The sequence below is a fragment of the Nonomuraea sp. NPDC048892 genome, from assembly GCF_040649735.1.
GTDB lineage: Bacteria > Actinomycetota > Actinomycetes > Streptosporangiales > Streptosporangiaceae > Nonomuraea > Nonomuraea maheshkhaliensis.
This window is the reverse complement of record NZ_JBEZFZ010000018.1, coordinates 43,684-58,297: the sequence shown is the minus strand read 5'-3', so window position 1 is coordinate 58,297 and position 14,614 is coordinate 43,684. Positions and strand designations below refer to the sequence as shown.

Sequence of the window (14,614 nt, the reverse complement as noted above, 5' to 3'; positions counted from 1 at the left end):
GCACCGGCCGTGCGGCGCCGGGCCTGCGTCGGCTGGGTGGAGCCCGCGCTCAGGCGGCGGTAATGACCTCGCCCGCGTCCTCATTCTGGTCGCGGGGGAAGAAGGGCAGGTCGAGGTAGACGGCGTCGGCGGCGGCCAGGATCTTCTCCGCGTCGTCGACCGGCGGGTGGATGGCCTGGTTGATCAGCTTCTTGACGGCCGCGCCCTCGGCTCCCGAGGCCATCACCCTGCGATTCCAGCCCCGCGTGAAGATCGCGCCGGCGCCGCCCAGGTCCAGGCAGGTGACGTACGGGCCGGGGGTGAACTCGCGGGGCGGCACTCCGAGCAGGTCGGCCGCCGCGTTGTAGCCGGCGACCTTGCCGAGCGGAGTGGCGTGCTGGCAGGCCTGCATGACCGTGTGCTCGGCGTCGTACGCCGCCGCGGCCACGTCCCCGGCGGCGAACACCTCGGGCAGGGCCCGCAGCCACCGGTCCACCGGCACCCGGCCGAGACGGTCGAGATCGTCCGAGATCTGCCGGGTGAGCCCGCCGGCCCTGAGACCCGCGGCCCAGACCACCACGTCCGCCGCCACCTTGGCGCCGCCGGACAGGACGGCATACCCGTCGCCGACCTCCGTCACCGTGCTGCCGAGCCGGCGTTCGATACCCAGTTCGTCCAGCGCCGCCTCGATCTCCGCGCGCGGGCCGGGGCCGAGCTCGTGCCCGACCACGTCCGACCGGTCCACGAGCAGCACCCGGCCACGGGCTGCCAGTGCGGTGGCGGCCTCCAGCCCGACGAACCCGGCGCCGACGACCACGGCGGAGTAGCCGTCCCTGCCGCGCAGACGACGTTCGAGCCGCCGGGCGCCGTCCAGGGTGTCGATGTCGAAGAGCCGTTCGGCGCCGGGCAGCCCCTCGGGCCGGACCAGCTCGCTGCCCGCCGCCAGCACCAGGCGGTCGTAGCCGAGCTCCCTGCCATCCGCCACGACCACGCGGCGGCCGGTGTCGATCGTGCGTACCGAGGCGCGCACGTGCTCGACGCCGATCGGGCCGAGGATCCGGCGGAGCTCGACCTTGGCCGAGTCCGGATCCGACTCGTACAGCCTGGGCCGCAGCACCAGGTGGTCGTTCGGCGCGATGAGCGTGATGCTCAGATCCGCGTCCCGGCGGGCCAGATCTGCCTCTCTGCGGGCCAGCGCCGCTCCCGCCGCGCTCCACACGCCCGCGAAACCGCCACCGATGATCACTACATGTGCCACTGTCTCATCCTCTCTACGGCGCCGCCCCCGGAGGTCGGGGTGCGGGTCGGCAGGGAGACGAGACAGCGTCCTCAGATGTGACCGAGGAGCGCAAGCTTGTCGGGATTGACCAGTCTTCTGAAGGTCGTGATCCGCCCGCCGGCGATCTCCACCGTGTCGAGCCAGACGAGCCGGTCGCCGTCGTAGGTCGCCAGGGCCGGCTGCCCGTTCACCTCGATGATCCGGTACGAGCCGGGCCGCCTCAGCTCGACCTGCCCGACCGCCAGGCGCGCGATCCGCTCAGCACCCTCGATCGGCCTGCGCGCGGCGGTCGCCCGGCCGCCGCCGTCGGCGACGTAGACGGCCTCGGGGTGCAGCAGGCTGACCAGCCCGGCCAGGTCGCCCGCGTCGGCGGCCGCCCTGAACGCCCTGAGCACACGTTCGGTCTCCGCCCTCGACGCCTGAGGCCGCTCCTGAACCTCCGCGACCCGGGCCCGCGCGCGGGAGGCGAGCTTGCGTCCCGCGGCGGGCGTGCAGCCGAGCACCTCGGCGATCTGGTCGAACGGGAAGCCGAAGACGTCGTGCAGCACCAGAGCGACGCGTTCGCCGGGGGTGAGGGTCTCCATGACGATCAGCATCGCGGTGCTCACGGACTCGTCCATGACCACATGGGCGGCGACGTCGGGGCCGGTCAGCAGCGGTTCGGGCAGCCAGGGGCCGACGTAGGCCTCGCGCCGGACGCGCGCCGAGCGCAGCACGTCGTACGCCGTCCTGGCCGCCACGGTCACCAGCCAGGCCCGCAGATCCCGCACCCCGGACAGATCGGCGCCGGCGGCGCGCAACCAGACCTCCTGCGTCACGTCCTCGGCCTCCGCGACGCTGCCCAGGATCCGGTACGCCGCCCCGAAGACGGCGGAGCGATGTGCCCGCCAGTCCGCCTCCCCCGGCGCCCCGCTCACTTCCACCCTTGACCTCCCGCCCCGAGTGTAGGCAGGCCACCGCGCCACCCCGTTCCCGCCCCTGGGCCTCTTCGAGGTGCCCGGCGGACGCGCGCCCGGAAGGCCACACGGCCCCGTCGAGCGCCGGAAACGGCGTCGCTCGCTCCTGGACTCGGCACGAACCGGCCCGGTTGATCGCACGCCGGCACGCCAGGAGCCGCTTCACGGCGCCCGCGTCGCAGCGCAGCGGCGGAGCCGCCGCGTGGTCGTGGGGTCAGTCGCCGGCCGCGCGTTCGCGCTCGTACGCGGCGTTGATGCGCAGTGCCTCGGCGAGCTGGTCCTCCAGGATGATGATCCGGCAGGCGGCCTCGACGGGAGTGCCCTGGTCGACGAGCTCTCTGGCCCGGGACGCCAGGCGCAGCTGGTAGCGGGAGTAGCGGCGGTGGCCGCCACTCGAGCGTCTCGGCTCGATCAGCTTGGCGGCGCCCAGGGCCCGCAGGAACGTCGGGGTGACTCCGAGCAGTTCCGCCGCCGCGCCCATGCTGTAGGCGGGGTAGTCGTCATCGTCGAACCGGTCCTCGGCGCTGTGACCGTCATCGTCGGCGCCGGCGGGCGAAGCCTGCACGGCACCGGGTGTGTGCCCTTGACCCATAGATGCCTTTCTTCACGCCAACAGGGGGCCCCGGCGCCATGTGCGCCGGGGCCCCGAAGAGGTTCAACACCATCTGCCGGCCTGGGGCCGGCTTGTTGTCATCCGCATCCGCCGCCCTGTATGGCGGCGATGCGGGGATCGCGGATGCGTGACCGTAGACCACCTTCCCATCTTGTGGAACTGCGGTACCCGAGCGGCGAACGTCAGCCGGCGACGGGCGATCCTTCGATGGCGTTCAACACTCCCTTCCCTATTCCTCTGGACGTGACGTCCACTTACATCAACGGCAGCGCGTCCACGATCTGGGCCCTTACCGACCGCGCTGGCCCTTCACGTCCGACCTTCTGCCTGACCCAACTGACTTCATCCTCATTCCGGGCGGTTCATCGTGTTGCCTGGTACTTCCGCTGCCCGGTGGATCCGTTCCTTGCGATGTCAGAAACTCTAGTACCCGAGCGCGCAAATGTCTACTACGGCGAACACAGATTTTCATCGGCACCTATCGCAGCCTTCATCCGCCGCACGATCTTGGGCGATAGGTCCGTCCCGATCATCACGGCATGCTCGTCGCCACCGGCGAAGGCGGCTCCAGAAACGCCGGCACCAGATCGACCTGCTGGAACGCACCCGCGCGTGGTTCGACGACGGCTCGCCGGCCCCGCGGCCGCCCCAAGCTGAAAGCGGGCGAAAAACGCGTTGCCCTCGATAGCCCACGAAACGTAGAGTCTTGCGCTCGTGATCTCAGTGGTGGAACGAGTCCTGCCGGCTCGCATGGGGACGGGATTCCGGTGGTTGCTGGCGTCGAGCTGGCTGACGAATCTCGGTGACGGGGTCGCGGCCGCGGCGGGCCCGCTGCTGATCGCGTCGCTGACGCGCGACCCGCTGCTGATCTCGCTGTCGGCGCTGGTGAGCTGGGGGCCGCCGCTGCTGTTCGGCCTGTACGCGGGCGTCCTGTCCGACCGGTACGACCGGCGCAGGATCGTGCTCGTCGCGAACGTGGCACGGGCCCTGGTGCTGACGGCCCTCGTCGTCCTCATGGTGACCGGCACCGTGACGGTGGCGACGGCGCTGGCGGCGCTCACGCTGCGGTCCATCGCCGAGGTGTTCGCCGACAACACGACGGCCACGCTGACGCCCACGCTCGTCGACAGGGACGATCTCGTCATCGCCAACGCCCGCCTGGGCACCGGGTTCATCACGCTCAACCAGCTCGCCGGTCCGCCGATCGGCGCGGCGCTGTTCGGGGTGGGCGTGACCTGGCCGTTCGCCGGACAGCTGCTGCTCGTGGTGGCGGGAATCGTCCTGATCTCCCGGATCACCCTGCCGCCGCGCGTCCGGCCGGCGGACGCGCAGGCGCCGAACGCCGTACGGGAGCTGGTCGCCGGGTTCAGGTGGACGATCCGGCACGCGGCGGTCCGCACGCTGGCGCTCACCATCCTGATCTTCAACTTCACGTTCGGCGCGGCCTGGTCGGTGCTCGTCCTCTACGCCCAGGAGCAGCTCGGCCTCGGCGCCGTGGGTTTCGGCCTGATGACCACCCTCGGCGGGATCGGCGGGCTGATCGGCACCGGTCTGTACGGGTTCATCACCCGCAAGGTGAGCCTCGGCGCGCTGATGCGGATCGGACTCGTCATCGAGACGCTCACCCATCTCGGCCTGGCCCTGACGCATTCGCCGTGGGTGGCCGGGGGGATCTTCGTGGTCTTCGGCGCGCACGCCTTCATCTGGGGCACGACCTCGGTCACCGTCCGCCAGCGTGCGGTCCCCCATGAGCTGCAGGGGCGGGTGGGCAGCGTCAACACGGTCTGCGTCTACGCCGGTCTGGTGGTCGGCTCGCTGATCGGCGGCACCCTGGCCACCGCTTTCGGGGTCGCGGCGCCGTTCTGGTTCGCCTTCGCCGGGTCCGCGGTGTTCGTGGTGCTGTTGTGGCGGCAGCTCAGGCTCATCGCCCACGACGACTGAGCCCGCCGAAAGCCGCCTCCCATCGTCCCGTACCGGCCGCCGTACGACGCGAGCTGCCCCGCCTGGACCCAGCGGGACCGAGGCTTCGGCGACACGCGGGCGGAGCACCGGGAGCACGCCTTCCCGTGCCTGGTACGGGGACGCGGGCGGGACCTGGTCGTGGTGTATCCCGGACGGTCGAGCAAGGCGATCGTCCATCGGTCCGGCGACTGACGTACACCGCCCCGTCGCCCGAACGGCCCCGGACTCTCGCGGCGTACGACCTCGAAGGCCCGGGATCAGCAGGCGGAAGGACCGGTGTGATCGAGCGCCGCCCGCAGCTGCGCGATCCACTCCTCACCCAGCCGCCGCCCGTCAGGAAGCTGGTCGTCGCGGTCCCAGCGCCACGCCGTGATCATCGCCAGGACGAGGATCCGGCACTGGCGCAGCAGCTCGTGATCGACGTCCGGATAGTGCTCGGCGATCTCCTCGGGCTGGTGGGCGAGGTCGAATTCGACCGGCCCGCGGCAGCACGTCTCGAAGTCGATGAACAGCAGCCCGTCCTTCGTGCTGAGCACGTTGCCGGGGTGCGGCTCGCCGTGCAGGAACTGCTCAGGCGCGCCGTGCTCGGTGATCGACCGCCTCAGATCGCGCAACGTGCCGGCGAGGAGCCGGCGATCGTCGTCGGGGAGCGCCGCGGAGCGGTCGCGGTCCGCCACGAGGCGCCGGGCCTCTTCGGCCCGATCCGTGAAGTGCGGTGCCGGGATCTCCATCGCGCGCATGCCGGCGTGCAGCCGCCCGAGCGCGGCGGCGACCTCGGCCGATGGGACGTCTCCTGACCCCGCGGGCTCGTAGTGGGTCCACAGCGTGATCACGAAGCCGTCGCGCTCGTAGGCGCGCGGCTCGACCCGCGGCTCCAGCGCGGCCACGGGGCTCCCGGATGCGGCGAGCCGTCGCGCGACCTCGATCTCGAACCGGGCCACCTGATCGTCCGCCCCGGGCGCCACTCTGGCCAGGACGTCACAGGGCAGCAGGCGCAGGGTGACCTTGTTCGAGTCGTGCAGGACGATCGCGTCGTCCGCCGCCAAACCTAGTGACGATGCGGTGGACCTGGCCGCGATCATCGCCCGTTCGAGCTCCGCTGCCCGCATCGCCACCTGTCCCCTCTCGCGTACGCACCGTGCGCACGACAGGGGATTCTCCGAGATCTTCCACCGGCCCGGCAACTGGATATCCACCCGGCCGGCCGCAGGGGTCAACAAGCGACAGGGCGTCCCGCCTCGGGTTGGACGCCCTGCCGGTCTTCCTTTAGGCGAACGCCAGGTCGAGCTCATGTCGCTTGATCCTGCCGATGAACTCCGCCCAGGCGTGCGGCGAGAAGCTCAGCACAATGTCAGGCATGAGACTTCCACGTATCCGCACGCGACCTCGATGCAGCGCGACCTCGACACAGGTCGAATCTTCAGTGCATCTGCTGCTGCGATACCACGACGATTCACTTAATGACATCATTGTCTCCCGTCGTCTCGTGTCGACGTTCAGTTAACTGGTAAGGAAATCGTGCACGCCCATGTGCCGCGCACGCGAATGGACGAGTTCTCCCGATCCGCCTCGGCCTGACATTCATGGCGGGAATCAGCATCTCGATGGACCTGGAAAAACACAGGACCGGATCCGTGAAAGCCAGAGTGAACCGCACCGAGGGGTCAACCGGAATCGTCTCACGAAGTCACCGGGTCGCCGTGTGATGGGGCAACCACAATGTCAGGCTCGGGGCCTGGGTTGAGCCCTTTGCCGTCCGGCGATTCATCCCAAGGTCTTCCCTGGTGCGACTCGGGGCAAACCGGAGCCCTCATGCGTCAAGTCTAGGCTTGGCCGCCTCGATGTGACACCGTGTGACCGTGCGCCTTAGACTTCTACGACAAGGCAACCGGACCTCTCGCGCGTTACTCCTGCTCACCCTGGTCATGGCGACGGCCGGAGGGGCCGCGCTGACGCTTCTCTCGCCTGTTCTTCTGCAGCAGATAAACCTCGCCCGGGATGCCGACTGGAACAGGTTGAGCCAGATCGGCCAGACTTATGGGGCGGCATCGGCAATTCTGTCGGGATTCGCGCTGATCGGGGTCGTCAGCTCGCTCATCCTCCAAGGGAAGGAGACGCGGGCCACCCGCAAAGAGTCCGCTCGCGGTTACCACGTGCAACTGATGGAAATGGCGATGCGGGATCCCGTCTACCTCGATTGCTGGGGGTCGCTGGATCGTCACCGTACGCCGGACGAGTTACGGCAGCACCTGTATCTCAACCTCATCGTCTCGTATTGGGAGATGCGCTACCAGGTCGGCGACATGCCGGATCGCGTGTTACGTTCACTCGCCACCGCGGAGTTGTTCACCACCACTCCCGGACGGAGATTCTGGGCCGAGGCCAGGATCCATCGCCTCAGAGCCGCGAAGAATCGGAAGATGCGCCGGTTCAACGAAATCATGGAGTCGGCGTATCAGGCCACGCCGGAAATTCCCCCGACACCGGCACCATCCGAAGCGCCCAAGGAGAAATCTCATCTGGTCGCGGGGGCGGCCGCCGGCGCCGCCATCGGGCTGGTGGGTGGGTGGATGGCGAGCAGGCGGCATTCCGTACGCGGGCGACCTCAGTAGAGGCAGGCGGCAAGTGGAGACCGAACGTTCTATCTGGTAGAGTGTTCGCATGGGGAGAAGTGAACCGCTGAGCCGGACCTCCGAAGCGCGGTCACGGCTGCTCGCGACGGCGACCAGGATTTTCTACACCGAGGGCATCCACTCGGTCGGCATCGACCGGATCGTCACGGAAGCGCAAGTGACCAGGGCGACCCTCTACCGGCATTTTCCCGGCAAGGAAGAGCTCGTCCTGTCCTACCTCGACGGCGTTGACCAGGCCGTTCGCGACCAGGTGAACAAGGCTCTGGCCGACGGACGACCCGCCGGTGAGAGTCTGCTGGCCATCAGCCGGTCCATCGCCGGCGACATCGGGTCACCCGGATTCCGCGGCTGCGCCTTCCTCAACGCCGCGGCCGAATATCCCGATCCCGCGCACCCCGCCCACCAGGCGGTCCTCGCGCACCGTCAGTGGTTCCTCGAAACCGTCACCGGGCTGCTGGAGCGGGCCGGCCACACGCGGCCCGAGCGCGCCGGGCGGCACTTCGTCATGCTGCGCGACGGCGCCATGGCGGCCGGCTGCCTCTTCGATCCGCACCTGATCGGCGAGACCTTCCTGCACGGAGTCGAAGGGCTCCTGCGCGACCCCGCCGGCGCGGGCGCTCCTCAGGGGTAGGACCCCGGCCACGACCGGCCCAGGTCGCGGGTGGCCCAGGTCGCGGGTGGCCCAGGTCGCGGGTGGCCCAGGTCGCTACCGGCCCAGGTTGCAGGTGGCCCAGATTGCAGGTGGCCCGTCCGGAGGCCAGGGGTGATCGGGCCTCCGGACGTCCGGGTCACCGCTCAGATCGCCAGCAGGTCGAATCCGCCGTCGGCCAGGCGGCCCGTGTTGGTGTCGTACACGTGGACGGTGATGGTGTTCTCGTGGTCGCAGCTCGCGGACGGGTTGCGGTACGCGATGTGCGGCAGCCGCCGCGGGTCACGGGGCGTGAGCTGGATGAGCGCGTCAGGCGCCGACACCGGGTGGGCGAGCTGGACGCAGTATCGGCCGGTCTCCGCCAGCCACGACCTGACGACGTTCGTGCCCCGGTTCAGGGTGCCGTCGGCGTTGACGATGGCGGCGGCGCTGTCATAGAACGACGCCGGGCGCGCGTGCGCGCCACTCTGCTCGGCGTGCGCGGGCGAAACCGCTGCCGCGATGAGACCGGCGACCGTCAGGGCGAAGACGCCTGACACAGTACGACGAAGCATGATAATTCCTTTCGATCGCGCCCTTACAGAGAGCAAGATTGAAAGTAAGCCCGCATTCGATATCACGCCGCGCGCCACCCCGGCGGGAACAATCAAGAAACTTTGATCGATCGACCCCGAACCCGTTACCGCGTGACGAGTGCCGCATCCGGCCCTGGTCAAGGCCGGAAAAGCACGGAGGAATGCACCGCTGGTCGGCCGAGCCATCGGAAATAGTGGCCTTTATGGCTAAAAGTGGATAGACGGCCGGGTCGGTTGAAGATCCTGTGCCCAAAGGCCTTTCCCGCGACCCGCTTCGGCCGTAGCGTCAGCGGTGACGGCGACGCCGCCGGCACCGTGAGGCCGGCCTACCGTGGAGATCGCTCGTGTTCATCACTCTCGCGCACTCGTCCATCCGCTGAACGCCCGCGACGAGACCTCCATGTCTCCCTTCGGTGTACGCTGCCGCTCGCTGGCCGCCGGCGCGCTGATCGTCGTGTCGGGCGAGCTCGACGCCGCCAACGTCGGCCAGCTCGAATCCTTCATCAGCCGGGAGCGACGGCGCGGCCGTCCGCTGATCCTCGATCTGGCCGAGCTGACCTTCATGGACAGCATCGGGCTGCAGGTGCTGCTGCTGGTGCACGCCGACATCCGCAGGGAGGGCGGCACGCTGCACCTGGCCGCCGTCCAGGATCTTCCCGCGCGGATCCTGCAGCTCACCGGCGTGTGGCACGCCCTGAACATCCACGCCGACGTGACGGAGGCCGCCGCGGCCGTACGCGACCTCGAAGCCGGCTCCGGGCGGCTGCGGTCGTAGTCACGGGCGGCCGGGACCACGACCGTCACCGTGTACTCGGCGCGAGCGTGGCTGTGGGACAGTGTGGTGCACCGACTTCAAGATCGAAAGGTGCATGTTGTGGCAGTCCCCCTCGCCGCGTTCCTGCTGGCGTCGTTACTCACCTCCCCGTCGGCCGCGCTGCCCGCATGCCCGCAGATCTTCGGGCACGGCGGCTACCCCACCGGCGCCGACGCGTGGGAACGGGACCAGATCCGCCAGCCCAACAACCCGGCGGCCATCCGTCAGCACAAGGCGTGGGGCGCGGCAGGCGTCGAGGCCGACCTGCAGCTCACCAAGGACGGCACCAAGGCCGTCATGTGGCACAACACCTCGACCTGGGGACTGACCGGCACGAAGAAGAACATCACCGAGATCTGGTGGGCCAGCGGCGCCACGAAGCTGGACGGGCGAACCATCACGCGCGGCCCGTTCAAGGGCGAAAGGGTGCACACGTTCCGTCAGTGGCTGGCCGCGATGAAGTCGGCCGGCATGATCGCGATGGTGGAGGTCAAGCCGGAGGGCCGGCAGTCGCTGTTCCACGCGGACGCCGCGATCAAGGCGCGGGCCTGGGCCGAGGTCCTCGACCCCGTCAAGGAGAGTCACCGTTCGCAGGAGATCATCCTGTACTCGCACGACAGCGGCATCTCCGCCGAGCTGAGGAAGCGGGTGACCGCCGCGGGCCTGGCGCAGGTGCTGAGCGGCGGCCCCGTCTGGCCCGACGTCACCAAGTGGGAGGAGCCGCCGCCGTCGTGGCGGCTGAACGAGAGCGCGTGGAACCAGGCGCTCAAGAGCGGCGCCAAGCGGATCGCCACCGACTACCCGGCCCAGCTCCGCACGTGGCTCACGGGCAAGTGCCAGTAACCGGCCCGACCCAGCCGCCCGGTCAGTGACCCGCCCGGCCCGCTCGCCCGGCCACTGACCCGCCCGGCTCGCCCGCCCGGTCAGTGCCGGGTGGCGAGCGGGTAGCCGCCCTGAGCCGGTCGCGGGTCCGCCCCGTGCAGGCGGTCGACGCCCTGGGCGACGATCAGGCAGCCGAACGCCGTGAGGGCGAGCGCCGTGCGGACGAGATGCAGGTCCGACCACTGCCGGCGGCTCTCCTCCCATCCGGCGGGCAACTGGTCGGGGGTCCAGCCGTCCACGATCCCGTTGATGGGCTCAAGGCCCGCCAGGGTGAGGACGACCGTGCCGACCACCAGGACCAGGGCGGCCACGCTGAGGCCGAAGACGAGCCGGCCGTGCCGCCACGACAGGGCCGCCGCGACGAGTGACGCCGCGATTGCGGCCAGCAGGAGCGGCGGCATGGCCCGGCCGTAGTCGACGTTGAGCGCCTGCCAGTACGTGACGTACGCGGGCCCCGGCATCCGGCCGACGGACGGGGCCAGCACCGTGAAGACGACACCGCCCGCGTACGTGCCGATCAGCAGCAACGCGATCATCCTGGACGCGGTGAGAATCGCGGACATCGTGCGCCCCTCCCTCGGCGAAGACTTGACTAGATTCGACCATATTCATTAGAGAGAAATCTAGTCAATATAGTTCTGGAATCATGGCCTCCGATGACCGAGCAGAAAAAGCGCCGCCGATACTCCAGCGCCCTGCGCCAGGAGCACGCCCAGGCCACCCGCCAGAAGATCGCGACGGCCGCGCACGAGCTGATGATCGGCAAGGGCTATGCCGCCACGACCATGGCCGACGTGGCGCGCGAGGCCGGGGTGGCCGTTCAGACTCTGTACACGTCGTGCCCCGGCGGCAAACCCGCTCTGGCCAAGCTCGTCTACGACATCACGCTCGCCGGGGACGCCCGGCCCGTGCCGCAGAGCGACCGCCCCGAGGTGCGGGCGATCATCGACGAGCCGGACCCCGTACGCAAACTGGCCCTCTACGCCGCCATGGCCACCGGGATCCTGCGGCGCATCACGTCCGTGCACCGTGTCCTGCGCGACGCCGCGGCCGCGTCTCCTGGCGACCACGGGCTGCGGGACGTCCTGGACGGCATCGAACGCGAGCGGCTGACGGGCAGCCACGGACCCGCCGCCCACCTCCACGAGCTCGGGGCCCTGCGCCCCGGCCTCTCCCCCGCCAGGGCGGCCGAGCAGATCTACGTGCTCACCGCGACGGAGAACTTCGAGAAGCTGACCGAGGTGTGCGGCTGGAGCGAGGCCGAGTACGAGGAGTGGCTCGCCTCGATGCTCGCCTCCGCCCTCCTCGCCCGCCCGGACGGCGAGGCGGCACGCGGGCGATGACCCGGCCCGGCGCTCAGGCCGCCGGTGCGTCGAAGACCGCCGTGACGAGCCGCCGCTTCACGTTCTCCATCGCCTCGGCCATGGCGACCCAGTCCACCTTGGCGTCCCCGAAGGTCAGCGAGCCGGTCATGGTCCTGCCGCCGTCGGGCGTGGCGTACATCAGCGTCGCCCAGCCCCAGAAGCCACCGTTGTGCTGGACGATCGTGCCGCCGCCGTCCGTCCGCTCCACGAACACCCCGAGGCCGTAGCCCATGACGGGGTCCGGCGTGCACATCTCGGCCAGCAGCGGCGCGGGCAGGAGCCGGCCGCCCATCAGGGCCGAGAAGAACGTGTGCAGGTCCTGGGTGGTCGAGATCATGTCGCCGGCGGCGGAGATCCACGAGGGGTTGAAGCGGGTGGTGTCGGCCACCTCCCAGCGGTCGCCCTCCTCGTACGGGTAGTAGCCGTGCGCGTGCGGCTCGGGGAGCTCCGGCGCGGCCTCGGGCACCACGGTGCCGGTCAGCCCGAGCGGGGAAAGGACGCGCCGCCGCATCTCCTCCGGGTAGGGGCGGCCGGTGACCTGCTCGATCAGCAGCCTGGCCAGCACGTAGTTGGTGTTGGAGTAGCTCCAGCCCGCTCCCGGCTCGAACCTGGCCGGCCGGGACAGCGCCATCCGCACCAGCTCTTCCGGCCGGTAGGTCCTGTCCCGGTTGTCCACCCACTCCTTGCCCACGCCGGGGACGCCGCCGGCCACGGCTCTCCCGTCCGGGTAGATCTCGCCGGTGAAGCTGAACAGGCCGCTGGTGTGCTGGAGCAGCATCCGCACCGTGATCCGCGGGTCCAGCCCGAACTCGGGCAGGTGGCCGGCCACCGGGCTGTCGAGCCCGATCCGCCCCTCGGCCACGAGCAGCAGCATCAGGGCCGCGGTGAAGGTCTTGGTGACGCTGCCGATCCTGAAGTGACCGTCGATCGGCGGCGCGGCGCTCCCGCCAAGCTCGCTCACCCCGGCGCTGCCGGCCCAGTGGCCGCGCTCGTCGTGCACGCGCAGCTGTACGCCGGCGAAGCCGTACTCGACGAACGACTCGATCGCCTCCCGCAACTCCGGGCGGTCGGGGGCGGTGGCGGGGTTCTCGACGGTACGGAGGGACTCGTTCATGATCGATCCTTGGCTGGTGGAAGTGGTGTCCGGCGCAGGCGGGCAGGGCGGTGGCGCTCCGGCCCCGTGAAGGCTGCGCTGCGATCAGCCTGGAGCCTGACCTAAGGTCAAGGTCAACCGCCGCGCGTGCCGGTCCTTCGGCGGCGACGTGATGGGCCGGGACTTTCGCGGGTTATCCTCGACCCTGTGATCGCCCGCGACCCGTACCCGACGGCCCGCTGATGGCCGGGGGGCTCACCATCGGCCAGGCGGCCGCGTTCGCCGGCGTCACGATCAAGACGGTGCGGCACTATCACCGGCTCGGCCTGGTCGCCGAGCCAGAACGTGACGGCTCCGGCTACCGGCGCTACCGGTCGGCCGACCTGCTCCGGCTGGTGCAGGCCCGCACCCTGGCCGGGGCGGGGGTGCCGCTGGCCGAGGTCGGCGACCTGCTCGACGCCGATCCCGTACAGTTCAGCGCCGCCCTGGACGACGTGGACCGGCGGCTCACCGAACGGATCGAGGACCTGATCGCGCGCCGTGACACGCTGCGCCGGCTCGACCAAGGCGACCGGGCGCTGCTGCCCGACCGGGCCTGCGCGCTCCTCGACCGGCTGGCCGGCCTCGGCTTCGGCGCCGACTACGTGGACACGCAGCGCGAGGCCATGGTGCTGACGCGGGCCCTGATCCCGGAGATCTTCGACGGCTTCCTGTCCCGGCTCGAAGGCTGGCTCGACGATCCCGAGTTCGTCGAGCTGACCAAGCAGGGCTGGGACGCGCGGTCCTGGGATCCCGGCGATCCGCGGATCGAGGAGCTGGCGGCCGCGGTGGCCGGCCGGCTGCTGGCCGACCTCGAACGGCTGGAGATGCCGGCCGAGCTGCGGCGGCGGCCCGACGCGGACGCCAGGTACGGCTTGATCGACCACCACGGCGAGGACCACGAGCCGGCTCTCGCCCGGCTCAACGCCCTGATCGAGGCGCACCTGCGCGCGGCCGGCGTGGACGTCCCGCGCGCTCAGCACCGGTAACGGGCTGTGCGCTTGGGATCCAGCGCCCACAACTCGGCCAGGCCCGCGCTGACGGGCCCGGCCGGCGGTGGCCTCTATACGATGGCAGGGTGATGATGTCCGCCGGCGAGACCCCCGCCCCCGCGTCTGTGCGCCTGACGTCGTCCACGGCCGGCGACATCGTCGTGATCACCGTGGACGGAGTGCTGGACGCCACCACCCGCCAGCAGTTCGCCGACCACCTCGCCCAGGCCGGCACCTCCATCATCCTCGACCTCGCCGGCGCCACCTTCATGGACAGCCGCGCCCTCGGCCTGATCATCCACCACTGGCAGGCCAGCCAGGCCGCCGACGGCAAATTCGCCCTCATCGGCGTCGACTACCGCCGCGCCAAAATCATGTGGATCACCGGCCTGGCCAAGGTCCTGCCCCTCTACGACGACCTCGACGAAGCACTCGCCGCCCTCGCCTGAGGGGAGCGAGCCCCTCACGGGCGGCTGCATACTGTTGCCATGAAGATACTCACGGTAATCGCCGCCGGCGCTCTCGCCGGCCTGTTCCTGTCCGCGGCTCCGGTCGACGCGCGCTCACTCAAGCGGCCCGCCCTCTGCTCCGTCACGTCCCTGGCGGTGGGCGACCTCGTCGACAGCTGCCGGCTGGTGAAGTCGGCCGGTCTCTGACCTGAGGGGCCGAGGTGCGGCGCCGGCTCCGCGCGACGCGATGGGCACCGGCCGGCGTCCGCACCACCCGTCCGGCGCGGCGGGGCCTTCGTACGAGGGGAATCGCAGCCCTGAACTGCGAGTAGCGG

The 14,614-nt window shown here is 70.3% G+C and carries 17 protein-coding genes; 9 read left to right on the top strand and 8 right to left on the bottom strand.

The genetic code is table 11. The features are described from left to right. Positions 1-49 precede the first annotated feature (49 nt). The 3 genes from AB0C28_RS40245 to AB0C28_RS40235 form a co-directional block, all read right to left on the bottom strand. Positions 50-1,237, bottom strand: a complete 1,188-nt coding sequence (locus tag AB0C28_RS40245; protein ID WP_358080582.1) for an FAD-dependent oxidoreductase — start codon at positions 1,235-1,237, stop codon at positions 50-52. A 71-nt stretch (positions 1,238-1,308) separates the two neighbouring features. Beyond that, a complete protein-coding gene (gene sigJ / locus AB0C28_RS40240) occupies positions 1,309-2,181 on the bottom strand; it encodes an RNA polymerase sigma factor SigJ (protein ID WP_357850095.1) in 873 nt (290 codons plus the stop codon). Positions 2,182-2,428: 247 nt separating this feature from the next. Continuing rightward, on the bottom strand, positions 2,429-2,695 hold the full coding sequence (locus AB0C28_RS40235) for a MerR family transcriptional regulator (RefSeq protein WP_357850258.1): 267 nt from the start codon (positions 2,693-2,695) through the stop codon (positions 2,429-2,431). A gap of 846 nt (positions 2,696-3,541) precedes the next feature. Between AB0C28_RS40235 and AB0C28_RS40230 the strand changes: the two genes are divergently transcribed. Next, on the top strand, positions 3,542-4,768 hold the full coding sequence (locus tag AB0C28_RS40230; RefSeq protein ID WP_358080580.1) for an MFS transporter: 1,227 nt from the start codon (positions 3,542-3,544) through the stop codon (positions 4,766-4,768). A 278-nt stretch (positions 4,769-5,046) separates the two neighbouring features. Here AB0C28_RS40230 and AB0C28_RS40225 read toward each other — a convergent pair whose 3' ends face one another. Beyond that, complete coding sequence (locus AB0C28_RS40225) at positions 5,047-5,898, bottom strand: aminoglycoside phosphotransferase family protein (RefSeq protein ID WP_358080578.1); 852 nt, start codon at positions 5,896-5,898, stop codon at positions 5,047-5,049. A 157-nt stretch (positions 5,899-6,055) separates the two neighbouring features. After that, positions 6,056-6,256: a DUF397 domain-containing protein gene (locus AB0C28_RS40220; protein WP_358080720.1), complete on the bottom strand. Its 201-nt coding sequence runs from the start codon at positions 6,254-6,256 to the stop codon at positions 6,056-6,058. Between the two features lie 458 nt (positions 6,257-6,714). On the opposite strand from AB0C28_RS40220, the gene AB0C28_RS40215 reads away from it, so the two are divergent. Together AB0C28_RS40215 and AB0C28_RS40210 are read left to right on the top strand one after the other, a co-directional pair. After that, positions 6,715-7,401 carry a DUF6082 family protein gene (locus tag AB0C28_RS40215; protein ID WP_358080577.1) on the top strand — a complete coding sequence of 229 codons (687 nt, stop codon included), beginning with the start codon at positions 6,715-6,717 and terminating at the stop codon, positions 7,399-7,401. A gap of 49 nt (positions 7,402-7,450) precedes the next feature. After that, the gene (locus tag AB0C28_RS40210; protein ID WP_357850109.1) at positions 7,451-8,053 is read left to right on the top strand and encodes a TetR/AcrR family transcriptional regulator; all 603 of its coding nucleotides are present in this window, start codon (positions 7,451-7,453) and stop codon (positions 8,051-8,053) included. 164 nt (positions 8,054-8,217) lie between these two features. On the opposite strand, the gene AB0C28_RS40205 is transcribed toward AB0C28_RS40210, so the two are convergent. Beyond that, the gene (locus AB0C28_RS40205) at positions 8,218-8,625 is read right to left on the bottom strand and encodes a hypothetical protein (protein WP_357850112.1); all 408 of its coding nucleotides are present in this window, start codon (positions 8,623-8,625) and stop codon (positions 8,218-8,220) included. 421 nt (positions 8,626-9,046) lie between these two features. On the opposite strand from AB0C28_RS40205, the gene AB0C28_RS40200 reads away from it, so the two are divergent. Together AB0C28_RS40200 and AB0C28_RS40195 are read left to right on the top strand one after the other, a co-directional pair. Then, positions 9,047-9,421, top strand: coding sequence for an STAS domain-containing protein (locus AB0C28_RS40200; protein ID WP_358080575.1), 375 nt, complete (start codon positions 9,047-9,049; stop codon positions 9,419-9,421). Positions 9,422-9,520: 99 nt separating this feature from the next. Then, a complete protein-coding gene (locus tag AB0C28_RS40195) occupies positions 9,521-10,303 on the top strand; it encodes a glycerophosphodiester phosphodiesterase family protein (protein WP_358080573.1) in 783 nt (260 codons plus the stop codon). 80 nt (positions 10,304-10,383) lie between these two features. On the opposite strand, the gene AB0C28_RS40190 is transcribed toward AB0C28_RS40195, so the two are convergent. Further along, entirely contained in the window at positions 10,384-10,905 is a 522-nt protein-coding gene (locus AB0C28_RS40190; protein ID WP_357850121.1) for a DUF1772 domain-containing protein, read from the bottom strand. Positions 10,906-10,998: 93 nt separating this feature from the next. Here AB0C28_RS40190 and AB0C28_RS40185 point away from each other — a divergent pair, with 93 nt between their 5' ends. After that, positions 10,999-11,685 (top strand): helix-turn-helix domain-containing protein, encoded by a 687-nt coding sequence (locus AB0C28_RS40185; protein ID WP_358080571.1) that lies wholly within the window; start codon positions 10,999-11,001, stop codon positions 11,683-11,685. Between the two features lie 13 nt (positions 11,686-11,698). On the opposite strand, the gene AB0C28_RS40180 is transcribed toward AB0C28_RS40185, so the two are convergent. Then, positions 11,699-12,820, bottom strand: a complete 1,122-nt coding sequence (locus tag AB0C28_RS40180; RefSeq protein ID WP_357850127.1) for a serine hydrolase domain-containing protein — start codon at positions 12,818-12,820, stop codon at positions 11,699-11,701. A 221-nt stretch (positions 12,821-13,041) separates the two neighbouring features. Between AB0C28_RS40180 and AB0C28_RS40175 the strand changes: the two genes are divergently transcribed. From AB0C28_RS40175 to AB0C28_RS40165, 3 genes are all read left to right on the top strand, one after another. Further along, on the top strand, positions 13,042-13,827 hold the full coding sequence (locus tag AB0C28_RS40175) for a MerR family transcriptional regulator (RefSeq protein WP_357850130.1): 786 nt from the start codon (positions 13,042-13,044) through the stop codon (positions 13,825-13,827). Between the two features lie 92 nt (positions 13,828-13,919). Further along, positions 13,920-14,279, top strand: a complete 360-nt coding sequence (locus AB0C28_RS40170; protein ID WP_358080718.1) for an STAS domain-containing protein — start codon at positions 13,920-13,922, stop codon at positions 14,277-14,279. 39 nt (positions 14,280-14,318) lie between these two features. Then, complete coding sequence (locus AB0C28_RS40165) at positions 14,319-14,486, top strand: hypothetical protein (RefSeq protein ID WP_358080569.1); 168 nt, start codon at positions 14,319-14,321, stop codon at positions 14,484-14,486. Positions 14,487-14,614: the final 128 nt, after the last annotated feature.